The sequence below is a fragment of the Streptomyces monomycini genome, from assembly GCF_022271435.1.
Lineage (GTDB): Bacteria > Actinomycetota > Actinomycetes > Streptomycetales > Streptomycetaceae > Streptomyces > Streptomyces monomycini.
Genome location: NZ_JAFIQY010000036.1, coordinates 54,554 through 77,242, shown reverse-complemented (window position 1 = coordinate 77,242; position 22,689 = coordinate 54,554). Strand labels below are relative to the sequence as shown.

At 71.5% G+C, this 22,689-nt stretch carries 25 protein-coding genes; 13 read left to right on the top strand and 12 right to left on the bottom strand.

The genetic code is table 11. The annotated features are described in order from the left end of the window. Window positions 1–13 precede the first annotated feature (13 nt). From JXZ78_RS30730 to JXZ78_RS30720, 3 genes are all read left to right on the top strand, one after another. Window positions 14–667: a response regulator transcription factor gene (locus JXZ78_RS30730; protein ID WP_030021307.1), complete on the top strand. Its 654-nt coding sequence runs from the start codon at window positions 14–16 to the stop codon at window positions 665–667. Window positions 668–1,008: 341 nt separating this feature from the next. Then, window positions 1,009–1,515 (top strand): GVDTG sorting domain-containing protein, encoded by a 507-nt coding sequence (locus JXZ78_RS30725; protein WP_030021306.1) that lies wholly within the window; start codon window positions 1,009–1,011, stop codon window positions 1,513–1,515. An 88-nt stretch (window positions 1,516–1,603) separates the two neighbouring features. After that, on the top strand, window positions 1,604–2,296 hold the full coding sequence (locus tag JXZ78_RS30720) for a class F sortase (RefSeq protein ID WP_030021305.1): 693 nt from the start codon (window positions 1,604–1,606) through the stop codon (window positions 2,294–2,296). 33 nt (window positions 2,297–2,329) lie between these two features. On the opposite strand, the gene JXZ78_RS30715 is transcribed toward JXZ78_RS30720, so the two are convergent. The 4 genes from JXZ78_RS30715 to JXZ78_RS30700 all read right to left on the bottom strand — a co-directional run bounded on the left by JXZ78_RS30715 (window position 2,330) and on the right by JXZ78_RS30700 (window position 5,730). Next, the gene (locus tag JXZ78_RS30715; RefSeq protein ID WP_030021304.1) at window positions 2,330–3,238 is read right to left on the bottom strand and encodes a DUF7916 family protein; all 909 of its coding nucleotides are present in this window, start codon (window positions 3,236–3,238) and stop codon (window positions 2,330–2,332) included. A 16-nt stretch (window positions 3,239–3,254) separates the two neighbouring features. Next, the gene (locus JXZ78_RS30710; RefSeq protein WP_157851631.1) at window positions 3,255–3,398 is read right to left on the bottom strand and encodes a hypothetical protein; all 144 of its coding nucleotides are present in this window, start codon (window positions 3,396–3,398) and stop codon (window positions 3,255–3,257) included. A 146-nt stretch (window positions 3,399–3,544) separates the two neighbouring features. Then, a complete protein-coding gene (locus tag JXZ78_RS30705) occupies window positions 3,545–4,783 on the bottom strand; it encodes a glycoside hydrolase family protein (RefSeq protein WP_030021303.1) in 1,239 nt (412 codons plus the stop codon). Further along, a complete protein-coding gene (locus JXZ78_RS30700; RefSeq protein ID WP_030021302.1) occupies window positions 4,783–5,730 on the bottom strand; it encodes a 5-dehydro-4-deoxyglucarate dehydratase in 948 nt (315 codons plus the stop codon). The genes JXZ78_RS30705 and JXZ78_RS30700 overlap by 1 nt, the downstream gene beginning before the upstream one ends. A 367-nt stretch (window positions 5,731–6,097) precedes the next feature. Here JXZ78_RS30700 and JXZ78_RS30695 point away from each other — a divergent pair, with 367 nt between their 5' ends. From JXZ78_RS30695 to JXZ78_RS30685, 3 genes are all read left to right on the top strand, one after another. Further along, complete coding sequence (locus tag JXZ78_RS30695) at window positions 6,098–6,907, top strand: NAD-dependent epimerase/dehydratase family protein (protein ID WP_030021301.1); 810 nt, start codon at window positions 6,098–6,100, stop codon at window positions 6,905–6,907. A gap of 132 nt (window positions 6,908–7,039) precedes the next feature. After that, window positions 7,040–7,312 (top strand): GlsB/YeaQ/YmgE family stress response membrane protein, encoded by a 273-nt coding sequence (locus JXZ78_RS30690; RefSeq protein WP_030021300.1) that lies wholly within the window; start codon window positions 7,040–7,042, stop codon window positions 7,310–7,312. A gap of 103 nt (window positions 7,313–7,415) precedes the next feature. Then, complete coding sequence (locus tag JXZ78_RS30685; RefSeq protein WP_238783477.1) at window positions 7,416–8,675, top strand: TerD family protein; 1,260 nt, start codon at window positions 7,416–7,418, stop codon at window positions 8,673–8,675. A 174-nt stretch (window positions 8,676–8,849) separates the two neighbouring features. On the opposite strand, the gene JXZ78_RS30680 is transcribed toward JXZ78_RS30685, so the two are convergent. From JXZ78_RS30680 to JXZ78_RS30670, 3 genes are all read right to left on the bottom strand, one after another. Then, window positions 8,850–9,107, bottom strand: coding sequence for a hypothetical protein (locus JXZ78_RS30680; protein WP_157851630.1), 258 nt, complete (start codon window positions 9,105–9,107; stop codon window positions 8,850–8,852). A gap of 270 nt (window positions 9,108–9,377) precedes the next feature. Further along, window positions 9,378–10,565, bottom strand: a complete 1,188-nt coding sequence (locus JXZ78_RS30675; protein ID WP_030021296.1) for a helix-turn-helix domain-containing protein — start codon at window positions 10,563–10,565, stop codon at window positions 9,378–9,380. 50 nt (window positions 10,566–10,615) lie between these two features. Continuing rightward, window positions 10,616–11,254 (bottom strand): HAD family hydrolase, encoded by a 639-nt coding sequence (locus JXZ78_RS30670; protein WP_030021295.1) that lies wholly within the window; start codon window positions 11,252–11,254, stop codon window positions 10,616–10,618. 100 nt (window positions 11,255–11,354) lie between these two features. On the opposite strand from JXZ78_RS30670, the gene JXZ78_RS30665 reads away from it, so the two are divergent. Continuing rightward, window positions 11,355–11,828 carry a flavoprotein gene (locus tag JXZ78_RS30665; protein ID WP_106968831.1) on the top strand — a complete coding sequence of 158 codons (474 nt, stop codon included), beginning with the start codon at window positions 11,355–11,357 and terminating at the stop codon, window positions 11,826–11,828. A gap of 91 nt (window positions 11,829–11,919) precedes the next feature. Here JXZ78_RS30665 and JXZ78_RS30660 read toward each other — a convergent pair whose 3' ends face one another. Further along, entirely contained in the window at window positions 11,920–12,816 is an 897-nt protein-coding gene (locus tag JXZ78_RS30660; RefSeq protein ID WP_157851629.1) for a hypothetical protein, read from the bottom strand. Beyond that, window positions 12,813–13,721, bottom strand: a complete 909-nt coding sequence (locus JXZ78_RS30655) for an ABC transporter ATP-binding protein (protein WP_030021292.1) — start codon at window positions 13,719–13,721, stop codon at window positions 12,813–12,815. The genes JXZ78_RS30660 and JXZ78_RS30655 overlap by 4 nt, the downstream gene beginning before the upstream one ends. 525 nt (window positions 13,722–14,246) lie before the next feature. Here JXZ78_RS30655 and JXZ78_RS30650 point away from each other — a divergent pair. The 4 genes from JXZ78_RS30650 to JXZ78_RS30635 all read left to right on the top strand — a co-directional run bounded on the left by JXZ78_RS30650 (window position 14,247) and on the right by JXZ78_RS30635 (window position 16,044). Next, window positions 14,247–14,753, top strand: a complete 507-nt coding sequence (locus JXZ78_RS30650) for a hypothetical protein (protein WP_157851628.1) — start codon at window positions 14,247–14,249, stop codon at window positions 14,751–14,753. A gap of 19 nt (window positions 14,754–14,772) precedes the next feature. Beyond that, a complete protein-coding gene (locus JXZ78_RS30645) occupies window positions 14,773–15,099 on the top strand; it encodes a hypothetical protein (protein ID WP_030021290.1) in 327 nt (108 codons plus the stop codon). A 145-nt stretch (window positions 15,100–15,244) separates the two neighbouring features. After that, window positions 15,245–15,697 (top strand): hypothetical protein, encoded by a 453-nt coding sequence (locus tag JXZ78_RS30640; RefSeq protein ID WP_030021289.1) that lies wholly within the window; start codon window positions 15,245–15,247, stop codon window positions 15,695–15,697. A gap of 80 nt (window positions 15,698–15,777) precedes the next feature. After that, window positions 15,778–16,044: a hypothetical protein gene (locus tag JXZ78_RS30635; RefSeq protein WP_030021288.1), complete on the top strand. Its 267-nt coding sequence runs from the start codon at window positions 15,778–15,780 to the stop codon at window positions 16,042–16,044. A gap of 27 nt (window positions 16,045–16,071) precedes the next feature. Here the strand turns inward: JXZ78_RS30635 and JXZ78_RS30630 are convergent, their stop codons facing one another. Continuing rightward, window positions 16,072–17,187, bottom strand: a complete 1,116-nt coding sequence (locus JXZ78_RS30630) for an LLM class flavin-dependent oxidoreductase (protein ID WP_050502635.1) — start codon at window positions 17,185–17,187, stop codon at window positions 16,072–16,074. A 211-nt stretch (window positions 17,188–17,398) separates the two neighbouring features. Then, window positions 17,399–18,874: an alkaline phosphatase PhoX gene (locus JXZ78_RS30625; protein ID WP_030021286.1), complete on the bottom strand. Its 1,476-nt coding sequence runs from the start codon at window positions 18,872–18,874 to the stop codon at window positions 17,399–17,401. A 503-nt stretch (window positions 18,875–19,377) separates the two neighbouring features. Here JXZ78_RS30625 and JXZ78_RS30620 point away from each other — a divergent pair. After that, window positions 19,378–20,535 (top strand): chymotrypsin family serine protease, encoded by a 1,158-nt coding sequence (locus JXZ78_RS30620; protein ID WP_078624378.1) that lies wholly within the window; start codon window positions 19,378–19,380, stop codon window positions 20,533–20,535. 23 nt (window positions 20,536–20,558) lie between these two features. Further along, window positions 20,559–20,999 carry a hypothetical protein gene (locus JXZ78_RS30615; protein WP_030021284.1) on the top strand — a complete coding sequence of 147 codons (441 nt, stop codon included), beginning with the start codon at window positions 20,559–20,561 and terminating at the stop codon, window positions 20,997–20,999. A 129-nt stretch (window positions 21,000–21,128) separates the two neighbouring features. On the opposite strand, the gene JXZ78_RS30610 is transcribed toward JXZ78_RS30615, so the two are convergent. Next, window positions 21,129–22,619 carry a hypothetical protein gene (locus JXZ78_RS30610; RefSeq protein ID WP_238783471.1) on the bottom strand — a complete coding sequence of 497 codons (1,491 nt, stop codon included), beginning with the start codon at window positions 22,617–22,619 and terminating at the stop codon, window positions 21,129–21,131. Window positions 22,620–22,689: the final 70 nt, after the last annotated feature.

Sequence of the window (22,689 nt, the reverse complement as noted above, 5' to 3'; positions counted from 1 at the left end):
CGCCCCTCCCCCGTTGCGCATCGTCCTCGCGGACGACGAGCGGATGGTGCGTACGGCGCTGCGCGCGATCCTCGGCGCCGAGCCGGACATGGAGGTCGTCGGCGAGGCGGCCACCGGCGCCGAGGCCGTACCGCTGGTCCGCGAACTGCGGCCGGACATCGTGCTGATGGACGTACGGATGCCGGAGATCGACGGCATCCGCGCGACCGAACAGGTGCTGGCGGCCGTGGCGGATCCGCCACGGATCATCGTGGTGACGACCTTCGAGAACGACGCGTACGTGTACGACGCGCTGCGCGCCGGCGCCAGCGGCTTCCTGCTGAAGCGGGCCGGTGTGGAGGACCTGGTGCAGGCGGTGCGGATGGTGGCACGCAGCGATTCGCTGCTGTTCCCGGCAGCGGTACGGGAGCTGGCCGCCCGGTACGCGGGGGCGCGGGCCGCGGGCGCGTCGGCGCGGGCCCTGCGGGCGCGCCTGTCCGACCGTGAGGCGGACGTGCTGCGGCTGATGACCAAGGGCCTGACGAACGCGGAGATCGCGGGCCGGCTGTCGGTCGGCCCGGCGACGGTCAAGACGCACGTCGCGGGGGTACTGGCCAAGCTGGGGGTGCGGGACCGGACCCAGGCGGTGATCGCGGCGTACGAGAGCGGTTTCGTCCGGCCGGGGTGAGGGGCGGGAAGGGGTCGGCGGACCGGCGCCGAGGGGCACCCGGCCACCCTCCGTGACACCCGATTACGCAGCGCCACTACCACATTCCGCGCGAAATATCCGTCACCCGTTCAACCCAATCCGCAACGTCACCGAACGTCACGACCATCCAGCCTGTGACCTGCCAAAACGTACCCGATCATGCGCGACACGCCGACCGTGCGCGGGAGTTCTGACACCGCGTCAACAGGCTCCCGGCGCGCCCGGCCGTTTACCTCGATTGCAGGAGGCGCGGAACTTCCCCCAACTTCCTTTGCGGCGCTGCGGTGTGCCGCGGTCCGTGCCTCGTGGAGGTTCGTCCCATGCGTTCCACTCGCGTTCTCACCGGTGCCGCACTGTCCGTCGCCGCCCTCGGCCTGTCCACCTCCGCGGCCTTCGCGGCCACCGGCAGCATCGAGGTGACGCCCAACCCGGTCAAGGCCGGCAACTCGGTCAACCTCAACAGCAGTGCCTGCGGCAAGAACGGCTCGGCCACCGTCGACGCCAGCACTCTGGGCGCCGGCCGGATCACGCTGTCGTCGAAGGGCCAGACGCACACCGAAAACGTGCAGGGCTCCGTGCGGGTGCCGGCCGGCACCAAGCCGGGCAACTACGGCATCGGCGGCAAGTGCGCCAACGGGACGGAGATCTCCGGCACGGTACGGGTCACCGCCGGCACCACCCCGCACGGCAGGACGAAGACCGGTCTGGGCACCACCAGTGAGAGCTCAAGCACCACGGAGATCGTCGCCGGTGCGGGCGTACTGCTGGCGGCCGCCGCCGGTGGCGTGTGGATGGTGCGCCGCCGTCGCGCGGACGGCTCGGCCTGATCCTCCGCGGGCCGTCGGACGCGACCGGTCCGGCGGCCCGACGGTCCGCAGCGCACCCGGACACCCGGCTCCCGGAGGCACGACAGCCATGGCACACACCACCCGCCGCCGCGGCGACCAAGGCCTCATAGCCCTGCTCACCGCGGCCGCGATGGGCACCGGCATCTGGCTGATGGGCCACGGCGCCCAGGCTCAGGCGCCGCCGCCGCAACCCTCCGCCGACCAGGGGTTCGCCGCGGGCCCGCGACACCCCGGGCCGTCCGCGGCCCCCGCCCCGCCGCCTCCGCCGATGCCGGCCGCCCGGCCCCTGCGGGTGCGTATCCCGTCGGTCGGCGTGGACGCGCCGCTGACGCGCCTCGGTCTCGACGAGAGCGGCGGCCTGGCGACCCCGCCGCAGGAGGACAAGAACCTCGCCGGCTGGTACGCGGACGGCAACACGCCGGGCACCACCGGCACTTCGCTGATCGCGGGCCACGTCGACAACCGCTCCGGGCCCGCGGTCTTCTACAACCTCGGCTCCCTGAAGAAGAACCACACGGTGGAGATCGTCCGCGCGGACGGCCGGACCGCGGTCTTCTCCGTCGACGCCGTCGAGGTCTACGACGGCGAGGACTTCCCCGACAAGAAGGTCTACGCACCGGCTTCCCGCCCCGAACTACGGCTGATCACCTGCGGCGGCGGCTACAACAAGGCCCGGCAGGAGTACCTGGGCAACGTGGTGGTGTTTGGCCACCTGACCGGTACGAAGCGCGAACCGGCCCCCCGCGCGGGCGACGGCTGAGCCCACCCCGGCACCTCCCCCTTTTTCCCGGCCTCAGCCGGGGATGCGGTTCCCGCGCCCGTTGAGCGCCATCCGGTTCCACGTGTGGCGCCGGCCGCGGACCGCCACGGAGTAGGCGTAGAGCAGTTCCGGATCACACATGCCCGGCAGGAACGCGTCCCCGAAGTGGTGCGCGTCCACACCGATCTCCTTGGCCGTCAGCGCCAGTTGGGGAACGATGTCGGCGTGCGCGCCCTCCTGGCTCGTACCGATCGCCCCCATCACCACCGCGCCCGCGTCCTGGACTGCGGCGACCGCCTCGGCGGCCCGCTCCTTGGTGAGACCGGGCAAAGTGCCGGGCAGCGGCAGGACGACACCGTCGGCGCCCGCGTCCACCAGCGCGGTCAGCCGCCCGGCGGTCACCCGCTCAGGATGCCCCGCGTGGTGCATCTTGCCGGACCACAGCGCCACGTCGTCGCCGAGGCCCCGGCGCAGTTCGTCGGTGACGCGGGCCAGGCCGTCGAAGCTGCCGCCGGTGCCGGGATTGGCGGTCAGACAGAGCAGGGCGGCGCCCATGTCGACCAGGCGGCGGGCCTGCTCGGGCCCGGCCCGGCGGATCTCCGGCACGTCGCCCGGTTCGAGGTTGACGCCGATCGGGCGGCCCACGTACGAGGCGAGATCGGCGAAACTGGTGAAGGTGCCCAGCCCGGGCAGCCGCAGAGACTCCCCGTCCCAGGCCCGCTCGATGAGGTTGAGGACGACGATGTCCGCGCCGAAGGCGGAGACCAGCTCGATGTTGTGCACGCCCGCGTGGCCGTCGGGGTGCGGAGAGAGCGCCGCGCGCTCGGCGAAGACCTCGGCGACCATCGTGCGGCCCTCGGCGGCGGCGACCGCCTCGGTCAGCTCCCGGCCCCGCAGCGAAGCCAGTTCTTCCCGGTCGAGGTCGAGGATGCGCTGTGTCATGACATTCCTTCCAGGGTCATTTCATGGTCGTGCCCGCCGTCGTGCGCGCGGTGCGCTCGCGGGTGCCGGCGACGGCGGGCACATTGGCTTCTCCGGCGCGCGGCCCTGGCCGTACGGCGAGGAGCACGGCCGCGAAACGGGACGCGTTGTAGTAGATCACCGTGCGGGGCGGGCGGAGCGGAACGGGCGCGGTGGTCTTCGCGCAAGGGTTTTCACACGGCGGCGCGGGGCTCGTCCCCCGCGGCAGACGGCACCTGTACGCGCGGCCGCCGGCCTCCACCGTCACCGTTCGGCTGTGAGCGTCCCCTACCGTTTCCGTACGGCCGCCAGCCCACGCCGTACGGCCGCCAGGTCCCCGTCGCCCGCCAGGCCCGCGTGATACAGCCGCAGCTCGTCGGCGCCGAGGGCGGCGGCGTGCGCGGCATCGGCGGCGAGGGAGCCGGGGCGGCCGCCCATCGCCGTGACGACGGTGAGGTTGGCGGCGACGACGGGCGCGGGCGTGTCCGGGAGCGTGGCCGAGCGGGCCCGTACGTCCGCGAACGGCGCCAGCGCGTCCGTACGGGCCGCGTCGTCGCCCGTGCACGGCACCACCACCCCGTCGGCGTGCGTGAGGACGTCCGCCGGGTCGGCGCCCGGGTTCGCGCCGCAGCGGTGCCCGGCCGGGTCGGCGTGCAGCAGCACGCGGAATCCGTCGTCCGCGGCGGCCCGTACGGCCGCGACGACCTCCCTCCGGAGTGTGCGCGCGGCATCGTCGCGCCAGCGCCGTACGAGCCCCGACAGCTCGCCGCCGAGCAGCCGCTCGACTTCGCGCCACTCCCCCGCCCGCCCCTCGCCCGCCTCGCCTCCGCCTCCGTCCGCGCCTGCCCACACCGGCTCCAGCGCCCGTACGACCGCGCCTCGCACCTCCCGCGCCGGCACGCCCAGCGCCGTGCAGCCCGCCTCGCATATCTCGCAGAAGCACAACGACATCAGGTACTGGGCAGCGCCGGAGAGCGCTACGCCGCCGGTCTTGTCGTGGGCGTGCAGGTGCGCCAGCCCATACCAGCCGCAGGACTCCAGCTCGGTGCCGCGCGCGCTGGGCCGTACCGCCGCCTCGGCGGCCAGGTCACACAGATAGGCACGTACCTCGGGCCGGGCGATGCAGGGCGCCCAGGAGTAGCGGTCGCCGTAGGCATTGCGTACGGCGATGGCAGGGTGCTCGGTGCCCAGTCGCGTGTTGTGAGCCAGTACGACCCAGCTGTGCACCTCCAGGCCTGCGTCCGCCAGCGCCCGCACCGCCGCGCCGAAGGGGTCCGGGCCCGCCACCCAGTCCTGCCTGTACGGGCGCAGGGCGCGGCCCGCCCAGCGCTCCGCGTCCGACGGGTACAGGACGGCCGAGTGCCGGGCGGTGACGACGCGGTGGCGGGGGTGACGTGGAGTCAGCGCCCGGGTGGAGTGGTAGGCGGCGGCCAGGGTGACCTGCTGGACACCGAGGTCGGCGACGCGGCGGGCGGCGTCCGGGTCGCCGACCACGTCCCACGGGTAGAAGAACGCGGCGGCGCGCATCATCGGCCGTCCGCCGGGGCGCCGGCCAGCGTCAGGCCCTGTCCGATCAGCGCGGCCAGCGCCTCGACGTGCTCCGGCGCCGGTTCGCCGAGCGGCGGCCGGACCGGCCCGACATCCGTCCCGCGCAGCCGTACCCCCGCCTTGACCAGCGAGACCGCGTACCCCCGCCCCTGATTGCGCAGCTCGACCAGCGGCCGGTAGAAGCCGTCGATCAGCCGGCCGACCGTCGTGTCGTCGCCGTCTTCGAGGGCGCGGTGGAAGGCGGTGGCGATCTCCGGGGCGAAGGCGAAGACGGCCGACGAGTACCGGCGGACGCCGAGCCCGCGGTAGGCGAGGCCGGTCAGCTCGGCGGTGGGCAGCCCGTTGAAGTACAGGAACGTCTCCCCCCTCGCCTCGGTACGCACCGCACTGACGATCCGTTGCAGCAGATCGAGGTCGCCGAGGCCGTCCTTGAGGCCGATGATGCCGGGGGTACGTGCGAAGGCGACCACGGTCTCCGGGGTGAAGACGGCGTTGTCGCGCTGGTAGACGATGACGGGCAGCGCGGTGGCGGCGGCGAGGCCGGTGTAGTGCCGCAGCAGGCCCGCCTGGTCGGCGACGACGAGGTACGGCGGCATGGCCAGCAGCCCGTCGGCGCCGGCCGCCTCGGCGAGCCGGGCGTACCGTACGGCCAGCGCGGTGCCGTACCCGGCGCCGGCCAGCACCGGGACCCGCCCGGCCACTTCCTGGACGGCGGCGGCCACACAGTCCCGGAACTCCTCCGGGGTCAGCGCGTGGAACTCGCCCGTACCGCAGCAGGCGAAGACGGCGGCCGCGCCCGCGTCGACACCGGCGCGTACATGGGCGCGGAAGGCGGCCAGGTTCGGAGCGCCGTCGGGACCGTACGCGGTCACGGGGAAGAACAGCAGTCCGTCGAGGCGCTCGGCGAGCGGCGGGGCTGAGGTCACGGGCTCTCCCTGACAGGCTCGACATGCTCGTGAAGGAGACGCGTACGGGCAGGGTGGCGCCACCACCGATGCACATGCACGTCCCTGACCGGCGTCCATACCCATGAACGCGCTCACGCTAGGGCAGCACTTCCGGCCCGGTCAAGGACCCGAAACGACCGCACCACCCCCGAACCCCCGCCCTCACAACCGGACTTCACTGCCCGTCAAGCATCTTGACCCTCTCCGGCGCGCCTTCCTACGGTGACTACGATCGTCCGCTTACCTGAACGCCGTCCGCGGATGAAGCCGCACGCCCGAGCCCGGACGAAGCCGTACACCTGAGCCCGGACGAAGCCACACGCCCGGGCCCGCCCGGAGGAGCCCCATGCCCGCACCCCGCACCGTCCTGCTCACCGGCGCCGCCGGCGGCCTCGGCACCCTGATGCGCGAACTGCTGCCCCCGTACGGCTACCGGCTCCGGCTCCTCGACCAGCGGACCATCGACGACGCGCCGGACGCCGTCACCGCCGACCTGGCCGACAAGGAAGCCCTCCGCGAGGCCGTGCGCGGCGTGGACGCGATCGTCCACCTCGCCGGGATCTCCCTCGAAGCCCCCTTCGAGAAGATTTTGCGCGCCAACATCGAAGGCACTTACCACCTCTACGAGGCCGCGCGCGAGGAAGGCGTCCGCCGCGTCGTCTTCGCCTCCTCCAACCACGCCGTCGGCTTCACCCCGCGCCCCGCCGACGGCTCCGGCGCGATCCCCGTGGACACCCCGCGCCGCCCCGACACGTACTACGGCCTCTCCAAGGGGTTCGGCGAGGACCTCGCCTCCCTCTACTGGGACCTGCACGGCATCGAGACGGTCTCCGTCCGCATCGGCTCCTGCTTCCCGCGGCCCACCACCGTCCGCATGCTGTCGATCTGGCTGAGCCCGCCGGACTGCGCGCGCCTGCTGCACGCCGCGCTCACCGCCGAAGGCGTCGGCCACACGGTGGTCTACGGCTCCTCCGCCAACACCCGCCTGTGGTGGGACCTGACCACGGCCCGCTCGCTCGGTTACGTGCCGCAGGACGACTCCGAGCCGTACGCGGCCGGCCTCCTCGCCGCGCACGGCGCCCTCGACCCCGACAACCCGGAACACGCCCACCTGGGTGGCTCCTTCTGCGTCGATCCGCCCATCTGGCCGTACTGAGCACCCGCAGCCCTGACGGAAGCGCCCGCGCCACGACCCGACAGCCGCCGACGCAACCCCATCCCGCCTTCCCGGCGTCCTTGTCTACGTATCAATCATTTGCGCAACCGCGCAGGAAACGAGGAACGCACCATGGGTATCGTCAGCTGGCTCGTACTGGGACTGATCGCAGGCGTCATCGCCAAGGTCCTGCTGCCCGGACGGGACCCGGGCGGACTCGTCGGCACCACCCTCATCGGCATCGTCGGCTCCTTCATAGGCGGCTGGCTCTCCACGAAGTTCCTGGACAAGCCGATCCCGAAGGACTTCTTCGAGCCGTCGATGTGGATCGCCGCCATCGCCGGCTCCCTGGTCCTGCTCATCGCCTACCGCCTGCTGTTCGGCAACAGCCGCGAACGGCGCTGAGCCCTCACGGGGCAGCAGCTCCGTCCTGCCCCGTCCGGACCCGTCCGGCTCTCGGTAATGGAACCGCAAAGGAAGGCCACTCGTTATCCCCGGCATGACCGCTATGACTCCTGGCTCGAACCTCCCGCTCACCGCCCCGCGGGTGGCGGTGGACGTCACCGCGCCCGTGCGGCTCGATGTGTCGGGCCTGCTGCTCACCGCCGACGGCAAGGTGCGTTCCGACGACGACTTCGTGTTCTACAACCAGCCGGCCGGCCCGGGCGTGACCCACACGTCCGGCGCGTCCGGCGCGGGCGACACGATCACGGTGGACACCGCCGCGGTGCCCGCCGGCATCGAGAAGATCGTCGTGACCGCCAGCCTGGACGCGCCCGGCGCCACCTTCGCCGGCACCGAACCGACCGGCACGGTCCGCAACGCCGCCGACGGCAGCGTCATCGCCTCCTTCACCCCGCCCCAGCTCGGCGCGGAGACCGCCCTCGTGGTCGTCGAGATCTACCGGCGCAACGGCGCGTGGAAGGTCCGCGCGGTCGGCCAGGGCTATGCGAACGGCCTGGCCGGCATCGCCACGGACTTCGGCGTCAGCGTCGAAGAACCCGCCGCACCCGCCGCTCCTGCGGCACCCGCCCCGGCCCCGCAGGCTCCTCCGGCCGCCCCCATGGCACCCGCCACGCCCCCTTCCGCCCCGCCCGCCGCCCAGTGGGGCCCGCCCACCGGCGCCCCGGCCCCCATGGCCCCGCCGCCCGCGGCAGCCGCTCCCCCGGCACCCCCCGCGCCCGGCACCGGCAAGATCAACCTCGACAAGGGCCGCGTCAGCCTCCAGAAGAACCAGACCGTCTCCCTGGTCAAGGGCGGCCAACCGCTCCTCTCCTCGGTCCGGATGGGCCTGGGCTGGGAGCCCGCCTACCGCGGCAAGGACATCGACCTGGACGCGTCCGTGATCGCCTACGGCCCGGACCGCAAGAAGGTCGACAACTGCTTCTTCGGCAAGCTCCAGATCCTCAACGGCGCCATCCAGCACTCCGGCGACAACCTCACCGGCGAGGGCGCCGGCGACGACGAGGCCATCACCGTCCACCTCGGCGGCATCCCCCCGCAGGTCACCGGCCTGGTCTTCACGGTCAACTCCTTCTCCGGCCAGAAGTTCTCCGACGTCGCCAAGGCCTACTGCCGCCTGCTCGACGCCCAGACCGGCGAAGAACTGGTCCGCTTCGACCTCACCCATTCCGAACCGCGCACGGGCGTGATGATGGCCAAGCTCATCCGCCAGTTCTCCGGCGAATGGGAAATGACCGCCCTGGGCGAATTCGTCGACTCCCGCACGGTCCGAGGGATGGTCAAGCCGGGGGGTGCGGCGCTCTGACGCCCTGATCTCCACCAGGGGCGGCCCCGCGCGAACGGGTGCCGCCCCTGCGCCGTTTCTCCCGCTTCTCGTCGCACCCCGCACACAGCCCGACATCGGCCCCGCCCCCACTGGCCGCATGCACGGTACCGATGACGAACACCTCCCGTACGGAACCGCATTCCGCACACCCGATCACAGCGCGCCCTCCACGGCGATGACAGCCGCCCGCAAGGCCACCGCACTCGTGACCAGCGCCCCCGCTTCCGGCCGCACCCGCCACCACAGCCGCTCACTGCACATCTCCAGCCCCGGCACGTACAGGGCCGCCCCCACCCCCGCATCACCCCACAACGGCAGCCGCACCCCACCGGCCGTACCGGCGGGCACCAGCCAGCACATCCCGGCCGGACGCCGGTGATCCTCAATGATCGCTCCGGAACGCGCTCCCAACGCCCGGAGCACCCTCTCTCCCACAGGCAGCGCCAGCCACACGACATCTACACCGAGGCCATCCACATCACGCACAACCCGCAGCCCGGCCCCTCGGGGAATCCAAGCGGGAAGGCTGCTGGAAGACAGACATGGCGTACCTACCGAGGGACGTACGTGGATTGCGCCAGACACCGCGCTGGACATGGTCATTGCTAGCTCCTGTCGTTCGGACAGGGAGATGCTGACCTGCCGCAGACGGCTCAAGTACCCCTGCGCGGGGTAGTCCGGTCACTCGCCCGCGCGGCACCATTCAGCGAATTTCGACAGGTTCTCAGCGTCGCTACGCTTCAGCCGACGCAGCGTCGCGGCATCCTCGCGCACCCACGCATGTTCCCGGGTATGCTGCGGAGCAATGCGTCGCGCGGTCTGGAGAGAGACAAAGGCCCGATCCGCCTGGCCTGACCAGAGCTGGGCCCGGGCCAGTTCGATATAGAAACCTGATCGGCGTTCCGCAGTGAGGGCATCGGACGGAACCCAGGCACCAATGGTCTCCAGGACACCCCCTACGGAGCCGTCTCCCAAACTCACAGCGACGGACAGTTCATGAATGCGTACGCTGTCCGGGCCGAACCCGGTGCCTTGGTAGGTACCTTCCGGGACGTGCGCGGCGAGGCAACGCGCGTCGGCCAGGTGAGCAGCAGCGATTTCCGCTTTCCCGGCACGCCCGGCAATGACAGCCGCCCGCATGTGCAGAGCGCCACGTGCGGCATCGGCTACCGGGCCGGACGGACGGCGCGGCACGACTACCAATGCATGTTCCAAGGCACTTAAGCCGGCTGCATGGGCTTCAGCGGCAAGGTAAGTCTCAGCCCGTGTATAAGCGACCGCGGCTTCGAGCAGTGGATTGTCTGCCTGCGATGCAGCCCATCTCATGAGGTCGATCAGGCGGGCGGACAGGTCGTAAGCACCGTACTTGTACGCGACTGCATCGGCAGCCAGGTAAGCAGCGACAAGCAACTCGGCGATTTCGGCACGGCGCCACGTGGGCGCGCTGTGGAAGGCACGGCCGAGTTCAGCGAGAAGCCCCACAGCATGGCGTGAGATACGGACGTATTGAGCCGCGAGGCGCCAGACGACGGCCCCGGCGACCTCTTCCCGAAGTTCACTCAGCGGACGCGTGGGGCCGTCCTCCGGCATGTCATAAGTGGCGAGGACCGCGGACAGTTTGGGCATGACCCGGTGCACCCGGTCATCAGCGCGGTCACGTCCGGAGAGCAGGCAAGTGACGTCGACGCCGAGTGCTGCGGCAATAGCGTTCAGGACCCCCTCGCCGACGCCCCGCTCCCCCCTTTCGATCTTGCGTACGGTTCCAAGGGCGATGCCAGCCGCACGGGCAAGTTCCTGCTGCGTGAGGCGGGCCAGCCGACGCTGGTACGCAATCCGCTTTCCTGTACCAGTTGTGCCGTCGGCATTCATGGGTCACTCCGCTCTGGCTGCCTGAAGCACTTACCCAAGTTGCCGGCCGGTCAGCCCGTGACGATGCCCGGCAACTCGTCCAATCCGTTGATCCGCCAGTCGGCCAGTTCCGCTTCCGGGCTCGATGCCCACAAAAATCCGTACGGACCTCGGCGTACATGTGCAGTTCGCAGGCCCGCCGCGTGGGCGGGGGCGACATCGTTGGCCGGGTGATCTCCGACGTACAGGACGCGCTCCGGGGCCGTACCGGCGAGGCCGATGACCTTCTCAAAGAATTCGGTCCGGGGTTTGGCGACGCCCCACTCTCCCGATGTCGCGATGGCGTCGGCAGGCAGATTCAAGCCTCGGAGCAGGTCGCCGGCACGAGGAGTCTGGTTGCCTGCGATCAGGACCCTGACTCCGGCCTCGCGCAGTGCTGCCAATGCGGGTCGCACGTCCGGGTACAGGTCCGTCTCATCGAGATGTTCACCCTGTCCGGCTGCTTCACGCGCACGGTACTCATCGATGATGTCCGTACCTGGTCGCAGCAGGCGAATAGCGTCCGCGTTGTCACGCCCCTGGGCGACCACTGCCCCCACCAAGGCGGAGAGCGTGTGCCGGGGGATGTTCAGCCAGTCCGCCCAGTCGTGCCAGTACCGGTCGTCGCGGACCAGCGTCTCTCCCACATCGAACACCACCGCTTCGATCACCCTGACAGCCTAGGGGCAGTTCTGTCTGCCGGACCTGTGTACATGCAGCTGTACGGCGAGACGCGTTCCGGACGCCGCCGGGCCGAGTGGGGAGGCTGGCATGAGCAAGCAACGAGTGCTCTACATCATCGTTTGCGCGGCCGGCCCCGCTGCCCAAGTCGTCCGCCTGGTTGAAGCCGCCGTGGCCGATGGCTGGGACGTGTGTGTCATCGCCACGCCCGCGGTCGATGCGGGCGGGATTCTGAACGTACCCGCGGTGGAAGCCGCCTCCGGGCGGCCCGTGCGGAGCGACTGGCGTCGGGCGGGTGAGGTGAAGCGCAATCCGCCGCCCGATGCGGTGATCGTCGCGCCCATGACGATGAACTCCGTGAACAAGTGGGCCGCTGGGATCGCCGGCACCTACGCCCTCGGCCTGCTCACCGAAGCCGTCGGGCTGGGGCTGCCGGTGGTCGCGCTGCCGTTCTGGTCCACGGCTCTGGACGCGCACCCGGCCACCCGGCCACCCGGCGCTCGGTGCGGGTGCTGCGCGATCTGGGGGTGCCTGGGAGCCGCACACGCCCGGCACCGGTGGTGAGCAGTTGGACGATTATCCGTGGCGACTGGCGCTGGACGCGGTCGGTGAGGTGGGTGAGGTGGGCGAGGAGCGCCGGCCGGGTGGCCGGAGCTCACGCGGCGGACCGTCGCGCGTAGGCGACCCGGCCGAGCGCGCCCACGGCCAGGGCGAAGAGGACGAACAGCGCCGTAGCGGCTCCGGCGGGCAGGGAGCTGCCGACCAGGGCCTGGGTGAACGGGTCGGTGCCGGGCTCCGCGCGCATCGCGGCCCGGGCCGCGGCGAACGGCAGGACCTCGGTGATGCCGCCGAGGCCGGGGACCTTGCCGAGCAGGAGCCCGGTCAGTCGCTCGGCCAGGATCGGCCACAGCGTCAGGGCCAGGACGGTGGCGACCCGGCTGCGTAGCAGCGCGGCGAGGCCGGCTCCCAGGACGGGCCAGCAGCCCATGACGAGGAGGTAGCGCAGGACCGGGCCGCCGGCTTCGGTCCAGGCCGGTTGGGGTGCGCCGGTGAGGGTGAGTGTGGTTGCGCCCACCGCGGTCTGGAGTACGAGGCTCAAGGCGGCTGCGCTGACGACGGCCGTGACCCCGACCATGAGTTTGGCCGTGTAGGCGAGGCCGCGGCTGCCCACGGTCAGCCAGGTGGTACGTGCTGTCCCGTAACGGAGTTCGCCGGCGACGGGGCCGCTGCCGAAGACGAAGACGAGCAGCAGGGCGCTCAGCGGGACCTGCTGGGCGGTGGGGCTGTGTTGGAGCCAGTCGGCCAGGACGGCGGTGCTGACGGCGAGCGGTCCGCCGTTGGGTGCCGTCGGCAGGTCCGTCCGCAGCAGGATGCCGTTGAGGATGCTGACCACGCACAGGAGTCCCAGCACGATCCGGGTGGAGGCCAGGCCCCGGAGCCGCCGGATCTCGTATCGCACTGCTCGCCGCAGCGCGGTGACGAGGGAAGTGGGGGCGGCGACGGGGGAAGGGAGGACGTGGAGAGGGGGTGTGGCGGGCGCGTGGGGATTCACCGGGCTGCGAACTCCTGCTGTGCGACGGAAAGATAGAACTCTTCCAGGGACGGTCTGCGCTCTTCGAGCCAGTGCAGGGGTATGCCCTGCTCGGCGGCGTAGTCACCGATCCGGAAGCGGTCGATGCCGGATACGCGCGCGGTGCCGGGCCCGGTGGGTTCCAGGACGGCGTCGTGCCGGCGCACCAGGGGGAGCAACCGGTCGAGGTCCGGCCCCTGGACGACGACGTGACCGGTGGCCCGGTCGCCCAGCTCGGCGGCGGTGGCCTGCGCGACGACGCGGCCCTGGGCGAGCACGGTGACCTGGTCGGCGAGCTGTTCGACCTCGGCGAGCAGGTGAGTGGCGATGAGAACGGCCTTGCCGTCGTCGGCCAGTTGCCGCAGGAGCGTACGCAACCAGTGGATGGAGTGCGGGTCGAGCCCGTTGACCGGTTCGTCGAGCACCAGCACGGCCGGGTCGCCGATCAGCGCCTGCGCGATGCCGGCGCGTTGCCCCATACCCAGGGACAGCTTCCCGAGTCGCTGGCCGGCGGCGGCGGTCAGGCCGACGCGCTCCAGGACCGCGCCCACCACCTCGTCGTCGGCCCCCGCGCCGGCGGCGACCATGCGCAAGTGGTCGCGCAGCGTGTGCTTGGGGTGCCCGGCGACGCCGCCCATGACGGCACCGACCACCCGGGCGGGGTCCCGCCAGGCGTGCAGAGGCCGGCCTCCGTAGAGGGTGTGGCCCGTGTCGGGTTTCAACAGACCGAGCATCAGGCGTAGGGCGGTGGTCTTGCCCGCGCCGTTGGCGCCGAGGAATGCGGTCACGCTTCCGGCGGACAGCGTCAGGGATACGTCGTCCACAGCGGCCTTGCCGTTGTACGACTTGCTCAGGTTGTGGGCGACGAGCGCGGCATTCTTGTTCATGAAGCGGGGGTTCTGCTTTTCATGGAGAGCCCTGTCGAATAAACGGGCGATCGAGGTACGTGGGGCCGTATCGGCCGCGCCGGGCGGAGAAATGGTGTGCGGCGGCCCGCATCGCCTGCATTGAGGCGGGGCGTAAAGACTCTCTAATGCGTTGGCCAAGCGATGCAACTCTCGCCAGGCGGTTGAGAGGTAGGTCACCCAGCCCGGACGAGGGGTGCCGCCGGGGACGCTCGCCTCCCGCGCTCACCACCGAGTCTTGTCGTGAACATCTCCCGCGAAGTCTTACTTGAGGGCGCGAGAGGCGTCTATGACCATGGAAGCGATGGCTATCACGGAAACAAACCTTGACTTACAAGGGTGACCTGAGTCACAAAACACCATCACGGCTTGAAACTTTTGGTCTGGACCATGGACAGTCATCTCGTCCCGGCCTGACCAGCCGGGCGATTGGCAACAGGTAAAGCCCGAAATCCATTCGGGCCCCCGAGACCTGCCAAAGTTGTTTTCATGAAGAGGGGGTATCACGTGAACCGTAAGCACCTTCGGATGGCCGCTGCTGTTTCCCTGGCCGCTGTGGCGCTCGGAGTCTCGGCGCCTATGGCTTCAGCTGTGGAAGCACACCGGGCGCAGTCGCAGACCGCGACAGCGCTTCCCGTTTCCGACGCGGAGGCCGACCGCATTGCGGCGGCCATCGGGCAGCTGCCCGAAAGCCCGACGGCCGACGCGCTCGCCGAGGCGTTCTTCCCTGGCGACTCGCGTGCTCGGCACGACCTCGCCGCGGCGCTCTCCAGTACGACGCCTCAGCATCCGGCGTTGGCGGATGCCCAGCACGCGTGGCCCGTAAAGGTCGCCAAGCTGGTCTGGAAGTACGGCGCCGGTGTCGTCACCGGCGCCATCAAGGCCGCGAAGAACGGCGCGGGCGCGCTGAAGGAATACCTGAAGACGACCAAGCTGGCTCGCGATCCCAGCGAGATGCAGGCGTTCATCAACACCATCCTGGAGTTCTTCAGCGCACCGGCCCGCACCCGCTGACCGGGGCCGGTGATGGCTCATGAGTGAACGGGACCGACAGGGCTTCGCCTGGCCGGCGAAGACGCGGTGCGCCGTGTGGGCTGCGGGCAGCGGCCTCCTGGCGCTGCTGGGAATCTTCGCCGAATCCGCTCCCGCCCTGGTGGGCGCGGCTGTCGTCAGCCCTCTCGCGCTCTATTTCCTGACCGACGTCATCGGCGCACCCATGCCGCTCGGAGACTCGCTGCGTCTGTCGTACCGACGGATCGCGGACAGCGTGCGCGCAGCGCTGCGCGCCCCCTGGGAGCGGGGACTCCTGGCGGCTCTCGCACTGGCCGCGCTGTTCCTGGTCGGACGCACGGTGCTCTGACCGGGAACCGCACCCGGCCGAACCACCGAACGGGCGGACGAACGATCGCCGGCCCGTATCGGCATGTACACCACCAGACAGGTGGGCGGAGGAGAACTTTGACCGGTACCGCCCCCGCCCACCTCCCTGTATCACGGAGGATAACGTGAACAAGCGCCTGCGGATCGCCGCAAGCACCGCTGCGGCCGCTGTGGCCCTCGGCATCGCCGCCCCTGCGGCAAACGCCGTCGAGCACAACCGTCACGCGGCCACGCCCACCCTGACCGCGGCCGAGCTCGCGGCCCACAAGGCCGCGTCCCCGGCCACCGCCACCAACGGCGAAGCGAATCTGACCGCCGAGCAGATCGCCGAACTCGCCGCCGCGGCACAGCAGGTCGACGAGGCGCAGCACGCGAGCGCCAAGGTCGAAGCCCTCAAGGCCCTGCTCAAGAAGTCGGGTGACCTCCTCAAGCCGGCCATCGCCGCGGCCAAGCGGGGCACTGACGCCTTCAACCGCTGGGTGAACAGCCTGTCCAACTGGAACCCGGCCAAGTGGGTCATCAAGGCGTCCCCCGGCATGGTCCTGGATGAGCTGATCGGCTGGCTGACCGGCCAGTAAGAGCCAGTAAGAACCGTCCCACCGGTGCCGGGCAGTCCTCCCGGAGGGCTGCCCGGCACCGGCAGCAGTGGAGGAACCGCATGCCCAAGTCCCGGCAGCAAAGAGTCGAAGACGCCCTGTGGTCAGCACCGATCGTCCTGGTGATGCTGGCCTATCTGTCGTTCCGCATCGTGCAGAACGACATCGGCCGAACCGTGGGGTGGGGGTTGTACGGCCTGGGGTGGGCGCTCGTCATCGGGGGCTACGCGCGCCTCGCGGCAAAGCGCCGACGCCCGGGAGCCGGCGGAGTGCTGGCCGTTGTCTTCCTCGGCGCGTTCGGCCTGCTGTTCTGGGTCAACCACGGATAAGCGCTCGCGGGCCCGGCCGAGCCCGGCCTACGCCACCTTCCGCTCCGGCCGGGCCGCCCCCGTCAACCCCACCACCCGTGCCAATCGCTCATAAGACTCCATCAGCCCAGCGCGGTCGTACGTGCTGGTCGTCACCAGAAACTCGTCGGCGGCGGTCTCGGTGAGGAGGGTGTCGAGCTGGGTGGCGACGTCCGCTTCCGTGCCGTGAATGTGGCCGGTGAGGGCGGACTCGTACAGGTCGCGTTGTCTGGGCGGCATGGACGGTTCGCGGGCGGCAATGGACTCGGCCGGTTCCAGGGGCGGGAAGACGCCGTGGGTGCGGGAGTAGGCCATCGACCAGGCTTCGGGGAGCAGGAGCTCGCGGGCCGCCTCGCGGGTTTCGGCCACGGCGACCGTGCCGGAGACGATGACGTACGGGTGGGGCCGGAGCGGGGAGGGCTCGAAGGCGGCGCGGTAGCGGTCGATGGCGGCCCGCATCGCCTCGCGGCCGCGCAGGTCGCCGATGACCAGGGCCAGTCCGGCGCGGGCGGCGATGTCCGCGCCCGCGCCGGTGGCCAGGACGAAGGCGGGGACGTGCAGGCCCTCCGCCGGGCGGGCGTGCACCTGGGGGTGGGGGCGCGGGCCGTCGGTGAAGTAGGCGGTCAGTTCGGCGAGTTGGGAGGCGAAGGAGTCGGCGGCGTCCTTGTCGGTGCCGAGGGCGCGGCGGATGCCGTCGGTGAAGCCGACGGACCGGCCGAGGCCCATGTCGATGCGGCCGGGGAAGAGCGACGCGAGGACGCCGAACTGTTCGGCGACGACCAGCGGGCGGTGGTTGGGCAGCATGACGCCGCCCGTTCCGACCCGGATACGGGAGGTCGCGGAGGCCACCGCGGCGGCGAGCACGGTCGGTGCCGAGCCGGCGACGCCCGGCACGCTGTGGTGCTCGGAGACCCAGAAGCGGTGGTAGCCGAGCGCTTCGGCGTGCCGCGCGAGGTCCACCGTGTCGCGGAGCGCCTCGGCCTCCGGGTGGCCCTCGCGGGTGCGGGAGCGGTCGAGGAGGGAGAAGGGGGTACGGAGGCGGGGGGCCTGGTCGCCGGGCGCGTCCGGAGTCCCGGCCGGCTCCTTCCCGGGTGCCTGGGTCGTCGTGCTCTTCCGCGTGCTCACCCTCGGTACAACGTGCGTGTTCCGGCCGGGATTCCTGGTGGGGCGCGCCAGGTACGCCGCGTACGCCGGGTACGCCGCGTACGCCGGGTACGCCGGGTACGCCGGGTACGCCGGGTACACCGGGTACACCGGGTACACCGGGTACACCGGGTACACCGGGTACACCGGGTACACCGGGTACGCCGCACCAGGATCCCCGGCCGCGCGGCGGTCAGCGCTGCCGTCGCCAGGGCCCCGTGATCGCCAGCATGATCCCCGGCTGCTGGATGTTGGCGAAGAGGGTGCGGCCGTCCGGGGAGAAGACCGGGCCGGTGAATTCGCTGTATTCGGGGTCGTCGGCGGTGCCGATGTTGAGGTCGTTGCGGGCGACCGGGTACGTACGGCCGTCGTCCGTGGCGCCGAAGAGGTGCTGGACGCCCTCGCCGTCCTCGGCGATGAGCAGGCCGCCGTACGGGGAGACGGTGATGTTGTCGGGGCCGTCGAAGGCGCCGTCCCGGCCGGGGTCGGGGTTGACGCCGAGCAGCACCTTCAGGGTCAGGGTGCGGCGGCGCGGATCGTAGAACCAGACCTGGCCGTCGTGGCGCGCCGGGCTCTCCTCGCGGGCGTACGAGGAGACGACGTACGCGCCGCCGTCGGCCCACCACATGCCTTCCAGCTTGCGGGCGCGGGTGATCATCTTGTCGGCGAACTGCCGGCGTACGGGGGTGTGGCGGGCGTCGCGGTCGGGGACCTCGATCCAGTCGACGCCGTAGACCGTGCCGGTCCTCGTCGCGCGGGAGAGGTCGTCCACGAAGCGGCCGCCGGAGTCGTAGCAGCGGGGCGCGGCCAGGACGCCCGCGTCGTCGGCGAGCGTGCGCAGCCGGCCGCGGCCGTGCTGGAAGCCGTGCGGCGGGGTCCAGCGGTAGAGGAGGCCGTTGGGGCGGTCGGCGTCCTCGGTGAGGTACAGGTGGCCGCGCCCGGGGTCGACGACGACGGCCTCGTGGGCGTAGCGGCCCAGGGCCTTGACGGGGCGGGGAGCCCGGGTGGGGTGAGGGTCGTGCGGGGCGAGGGGGTCGACCTCGAAGACGTAGCCGTGGTCCTTGGTCATGCCGTTCCGGCCGGCCTTGTCCTCGGTCTCCTCGCAGGTCAGCCACGTCCCCCAGGGAGTGCGTCCGCCGGCGCAGTTGGTGGAGGTGCCGGCGATGCCGACCCGTTCGCAGACGTGCGAGCCGTCCCGGGAAATCTCGACCACGGTGCAGCCGCCTGCTGCCGCCGGGTCGTAGACCAGGCCGTCGGCGAGCGGTACGGGGTGCGGCCACTGCGCGCGCGGCCCCTTCAGCTCGTGGTTGTTGACGAGCAGGGTGGTGCCGCGCGGGCCCGGGAAGGTGGCGGTGCCGTCGTGGTGGGAGGGGGTGGGCTCACCGCTCTCCAGAGTGGTGACCCCGGCCCGGGTGATGATCCGGTACGAGAATCCGGCGGGCAGCGCCAGGATGCCCGCCGGGTCGGGGATCAGCGGTCCGTACCCCGGTGCGCGCCCTCGTGCGCCGGCGGCCGGGGCGGGCGCGTCCGCTTCGGGAAGCCCCTGTTCCGGGAGCTCCCGCCCGACGGCGCCGGGCGCGGTGGCCAGGACACCCACGCTGCCGGTCAGTGCGACGCCGGCACCGGCGGCGGTGGAGCGCTTGGCGAAGTCTCTGCGGGTGAGCGGCATGGTCATCTCCTGGACGGCCGGTTCGGTGTGCTCTGGCCCTGCGCCGCACACCCTCGCGCGCCCCGGCGAACACCGGTTGAACCCCGCACGACCCCGCGATGTCCGCAAGCGTGCCTCCTCGGCCCGGAAAACCATGGCAAACAAGGTCATCAGCGGCATCTGCACAGCAAACGCAAGATTTATCGCGTACCTCCTTGACCGCCGACCGGCCCGGCAATAGACAGTCCCTACCTGCATCACCCGTAGGGAGAGCGGAGAATCCGCGGCTGCACGGAGCTGCCCGGGGAGCAGTCCGTGCCGGGTTCCCGCCCTCCCCTGAGAGCCTGCCGCCGTGCGCGGCCCGGGCTCGTGAAGCGAACGCGGTCCCGCCCCGCAGCCGTGGCCGCCCGTCGCAGGAGCACTCCCGCCCGTAGGAGGGCTCCCGCCCGTACGGTCCGTCCGTACGGCCCGGGCGCACGGCTGAGAGCCGCGCGGGACGCCCACCGGGGAAGAGGTGGTCTGGTGTGAACCAGCCCGAGATGATGCGCGGACCCACCGGAGGTCAGGTCAGCGACACCTCCCGCCAACAGGCACTTTCCGACTTCATGCACCCGCAGAACCCGACCGCGAACGTCGTCGGCTTCGGGCACGGGGTGAAGTGGAGCAACGGCGAGCCCACGGGCGAGGAAGCCGTCCTGGTCTTCGTCACGCAGAAGGTCCCGGAGTCGATGCTCCCCGAACGGGACGTCATCCCCCGGGAGATGGACGACGGCACCCCGACCGACGTCCTGGCCGTCGGCCACATCTCCGCGCAGGCCCAGCAGCGCGTACCGGGCGCCCAGGGCCGGTCGATGACGCAGGAGCAGGGCCTCGGCAGCAACGGCGGCCGGATGGGCGCGCTCGCCCAGCCGCTGCTCGAAGAGCTGAGCCAGCTCGGCAGCGCCCTGGAGCCGCAGCTCCTCAAGCGCCGGATGCGGCCCTGCCCGGCCGGCTTCTCCGTCGGCAACGTGCAGGTCACCGCGGGCACGCTGGGCAGCGTGGTGTACGACTTCCTGCCCGGCGCGCAGACCAACCCGCCGGCGCCCGGCCTCGGCGTACCGGGCAAGTTCTACATCCTGAGCAACAACCACGTCCTGGCGGACTCCAACCGGGCGCCGCTGGGCAGCTCCGTGCTCCAGCCGGGCAAGTTCGACGGCGGTACGGACCCGGCGGACCGGATCGGCACGCTGGACCGTTTCATCTCGATCCAGTTCGCCCCGCAGATCCCGCTGACGCAGCACAACAACGTGGTGGACGCGGCCCTCGCGAAGATCGAGTTCGAGGACGCCACCCGGCAGCAGTACTTCAGCGGCGCGCCGCGCGCGTGGCGCCGCAAGTCGTCGGTCGCGGTGGGCGACCTGGTCAAGAAGACCGGCCGGACCACCAACATCAGCTTCGGGCGGATCGTCTCCACCGACGCCACGGTCGACGTCAACTACGGCACGGCCGGCACGGCGCGCTTCAAGGACCAGATCATGACCACGAACATCTCGGCGGGCGGCGACTCCGGTTCGCTGGTCACCTCGCTCGACAACGTCGCGGTCGGTCTGCTCTTCGCGGGCTCGTCGACGGTCACCGTCGTCAACCACATCGAGACCGTCCGCACGCTGCTGCGCGTCGAGATCGCCGAGCAGCTGGCCTGACCCACCGAGCCCGAGGGAGAGCCATGACAAGCGCAGCGCAGAAGAGGAAGGGTCCGGGCCGCGAGCACCAGTTCGTCAACGCCCAGGGGTCCGAGGTCAAGACCCGTGACGAGGCGTTCGCCGTACAGCGCGAGATCTCGGCCGAAGCCCTCCAGGTCACCCAGAAGATGGCGCTCCACAACCAGGCGCTCACCTTCGACATGGAGGTCAACTACAACCCGAACACCAACGCCATCACGGGCGGCCGGATCACCTCCGGCATCTGCGGCGCCCCGTGGGACATCACCGGCGGCTCGATCGGCAGCTCGTTGCGGATCGAGGGCAAGCGGCCGGGGACCGGCGGCAACTGCGCCACGACGGTCACCATCATCGGCCAGTTCCAGGTCCCGCTGTCCTACCGCGGCACCTACGGCTTCAACGGCCAGTCCACCACGTTCAACTGCGTGACGCAGCTGGTCTGCTGACCGCGCACCGCCGCGGAACGCGCCGGCGGGCGGCGGGAGCACCGAGGTGCTCCGGCCGCCCGCCGGTCACGTGGAGCCGGGAGGCCCCTCATGGCAGGGGGGCTTCCCCTGCCAGGAAGCCGCGACCGCTCAGCCGCCCTGCCGGGACCGCGCCTTGAACGCGGCCTTGCGGGCCTCCTTGGCGGTCTTCTTGTCCGGGTGGAGGCGGCCCATGGCTTCCAGCACGTCGGAGGTCGCCGGGTGGTCCACCCGCCAGGCGGCGTCGAAGAAGCCGTTGTGCTGACCGACCACGCCCTCGACGAGGCCGCGCAGCTCGGCCGCGCTCTCCTCGTCGGCCTCGGCCGCGCCGAGCTGTGCCGCGATGGTGTCCACGGTCAGCCAGAAGATCATGTCCTGGGTCGGCTCGGGGATGTCGGCCGCACCGCGCTCGGCGAGCCAGACCCGGGCCAGACCGCCGAGCTGCCCGTCGTCGAGCACCTCGCGCAGCGCGGGCTCGGCCTCCGCCCCGGCCAGCGACAGCGTCTGCTGGCAGGCCAGCCGGCGCCGCGGCCCGCCCTCGTCGTCGCCGCGGGCGGCCGAGAGCAGGTCACGGGCGGCGTCGACGGGCGTACGGGCGGCGAGCCACTGCTCGGACTCGGCCTGCGCCAGGGGCTCCGGGTAGTCGGGCAGCGCGTCCAGGAGGACGTCGGCGCCCTTGTCGGTGAGGTCGCCGACGGCCGGCGCGTCGACGCCCGCGTCCAGCATCCGGGCGCGTACGGCGTAGACGCCGAGCGGGGTGAGCCGGACCATGCCGTACCGGGAGACGTCCTCGTCCTCCAGCGGCTCGGCCGCGCGCGTCGTGCTGCCGTCCTCGTCCAGCTCCTCGATGAGCGCCTCGTCCACCGGCTGGTAGTCGACCAGGCCGATCGGCTGGAGCACCCGGAACTGGTCGTCGAGCCGCATCATCGCCTCGGAGACCTCTTCGAGGATGTCGTCGGTGGGCTCGTCCATGTCGTCGGGGACGATCATGGAGGCGGCGAGGGCGGGCAGCGGCACGGACTGCTCGGGGTCCTCGTTCAGGGCGGTGAGCAGGTAGAGGTTGCCGAGGATGCCGTCCAGCAGCTCGGCCTCCTCCTCCGGGTTCCAGTCGATCGCGTCCAGGTCCAGTTCGCTGCCCTCGGCGATCTGGTCGGCGATGTCGGACAGGTCCGGCGCCACGGCGTCGGCCAGTACGGTCTCCATGCCGCCGAGCCAGATGTCGAGGATGTCCTGCGGGCTGCCGGAGGTCAGCAGGGACAGTTCCTCGCCGGGAGCGGCGGTGCCGGTGGCGGCGTCGTCGGGCAGCTCGTCGCCGTCCTCCGCGCTCTCCTCGATCTCCACCAGACCGGTGTCGACCGCGAGCTGCCAGGCTTCGGCGGCGTACCCGACGCCGTCCTCGTCCCCGGCCAGGCCGAGGTGGTCGACGGCGCCGGGCAGCTGCTCCTCAAGAAGCTCGCCGCCGACTCCGACGGGGACACCGGCCTCGGCCCAGCGGGCCAGCTGCGCGGCACGGGCGAAGAGCGGTGCGCTCAGCGCGTCCCGCGCCAGCTCCGCGTCGGAGTGCAGCCGCACCGGCGGCAGGGTGGGGCGGTCTGCGGACATCTCGGGCTCAGCTCCTCGTGCGGACTACGGCTCGTGCGAAGCCCCAGCGTAGACGGAATTCCGTGCATCT

Bases quoted from the DNA above. Each gene is read 5' to 3' on its own strand.
- JXZ78_RS30725 (WP_030021306.1), top strand. From the start codon at position 1,009: ATGCGTTCCACTCGCGTTCTCACCGGTGCCGCACTGTCCGTCGCCGCC.
- JXZ78_RS30720 (WP_030021305.1), top strand. From the start codon at position 1,604: ATGGCACACACCACCCGCCGCCGCGGCGACCAAGGCCTCATAGCCCTG.
- JXZ78_RS30715 (WP_030021304.1), bottom strand. From the start codon at position 3,238: ATGACACAGCGCATCCTCGACCTCGACCGGGAAGAACTGGCTTCGCTG.
- JXZ78_RS30705 (WP_030021303.1), bottom strand. From the start codon at position 4,783: ATGCGCGCCGCCGCGTTCTTCTACCCGTGGGACGTGGTCGGCGACCCG.
- JXZ78_RS30695 (WP_030021301.1), top strand. From the start codon at position 6,098: ATGCCCGCACCCCGCACCGTCCTGCTCACCGGCGCCGCCGGCGGCCTC.
- JXZ78_RS30690 (WP_030021300.1), top strand. From the start codon at position 7,040: ATGGGTATCGTCAGCTGGCTCGTACTGGGACTGATCGCAGGCGTCATC.
- JXZ78_RS30685 (WP_238783477.1), top strand. From the start codon at position 7,416: ATGACTCCTGGCTCGAACCTCCCGCTCACCGCCCCGCGGGTGGCGGTG.
- JXZ78_RS30675 (WP_030021296.1), bottom strand. From the start codon at position 10,565: ATGAATGCCGACGGCACAACTGGTACAGGAAAGCGGATTGCGTACCAG.
- JXZ78_RS30665 (WP_106968831.1), top strand. From the start codon at position 11,355: ATGAGCAAGCAACGAGTGCTCTACATCATCGTTTGCGCGGCCGGCCCC.
- JXZ78_RS30655 (WP_030021292.1), bottom strand. From the start codon at position 13,721: ATGAACAAGAATGCCGCGCTCGTCGCCCACAACCTGAGCAAGTCGTAC.
- JXZ78_RS30645 (WP_030021290.1), top strand. From the start codon at position 14,773: ATGAGTGAACGGGACCGACAGGGCTTCGCCTGGCCGGCGAAGACGCGG.
- JXZ78_RS30635 (WP_030021288.1), top strand. From the start codon at position 15,778: ATGCCCAAGTCCCGGCAGCAAAGAGTCGAAGACGCCCTGTGGTCAGCA.
- JXZ78_RS30625 (WP_030021286.1), bottom strand. From the start codon at position 18,874: ATGCCGCTCACCCGCAGAGACTTCGCCAAGCGCTCCACCGCCGCCGGT.
- JXZ78_RS30615 (WP_030021284.1), top strand. From the start codon at position 20,559: ATGACAAGCGCAGCGCAGAAGAGGAAGGGTCCGGGCCGCGAGCACCAG.
- JXZ78_RS30610 (WP_238783471.1), bottom strand. From the start codon at position 22,619: ATGTCCGCAGACCGCCCCACCCTGCCGCCGGTGCGGCTGCACTCCGAC.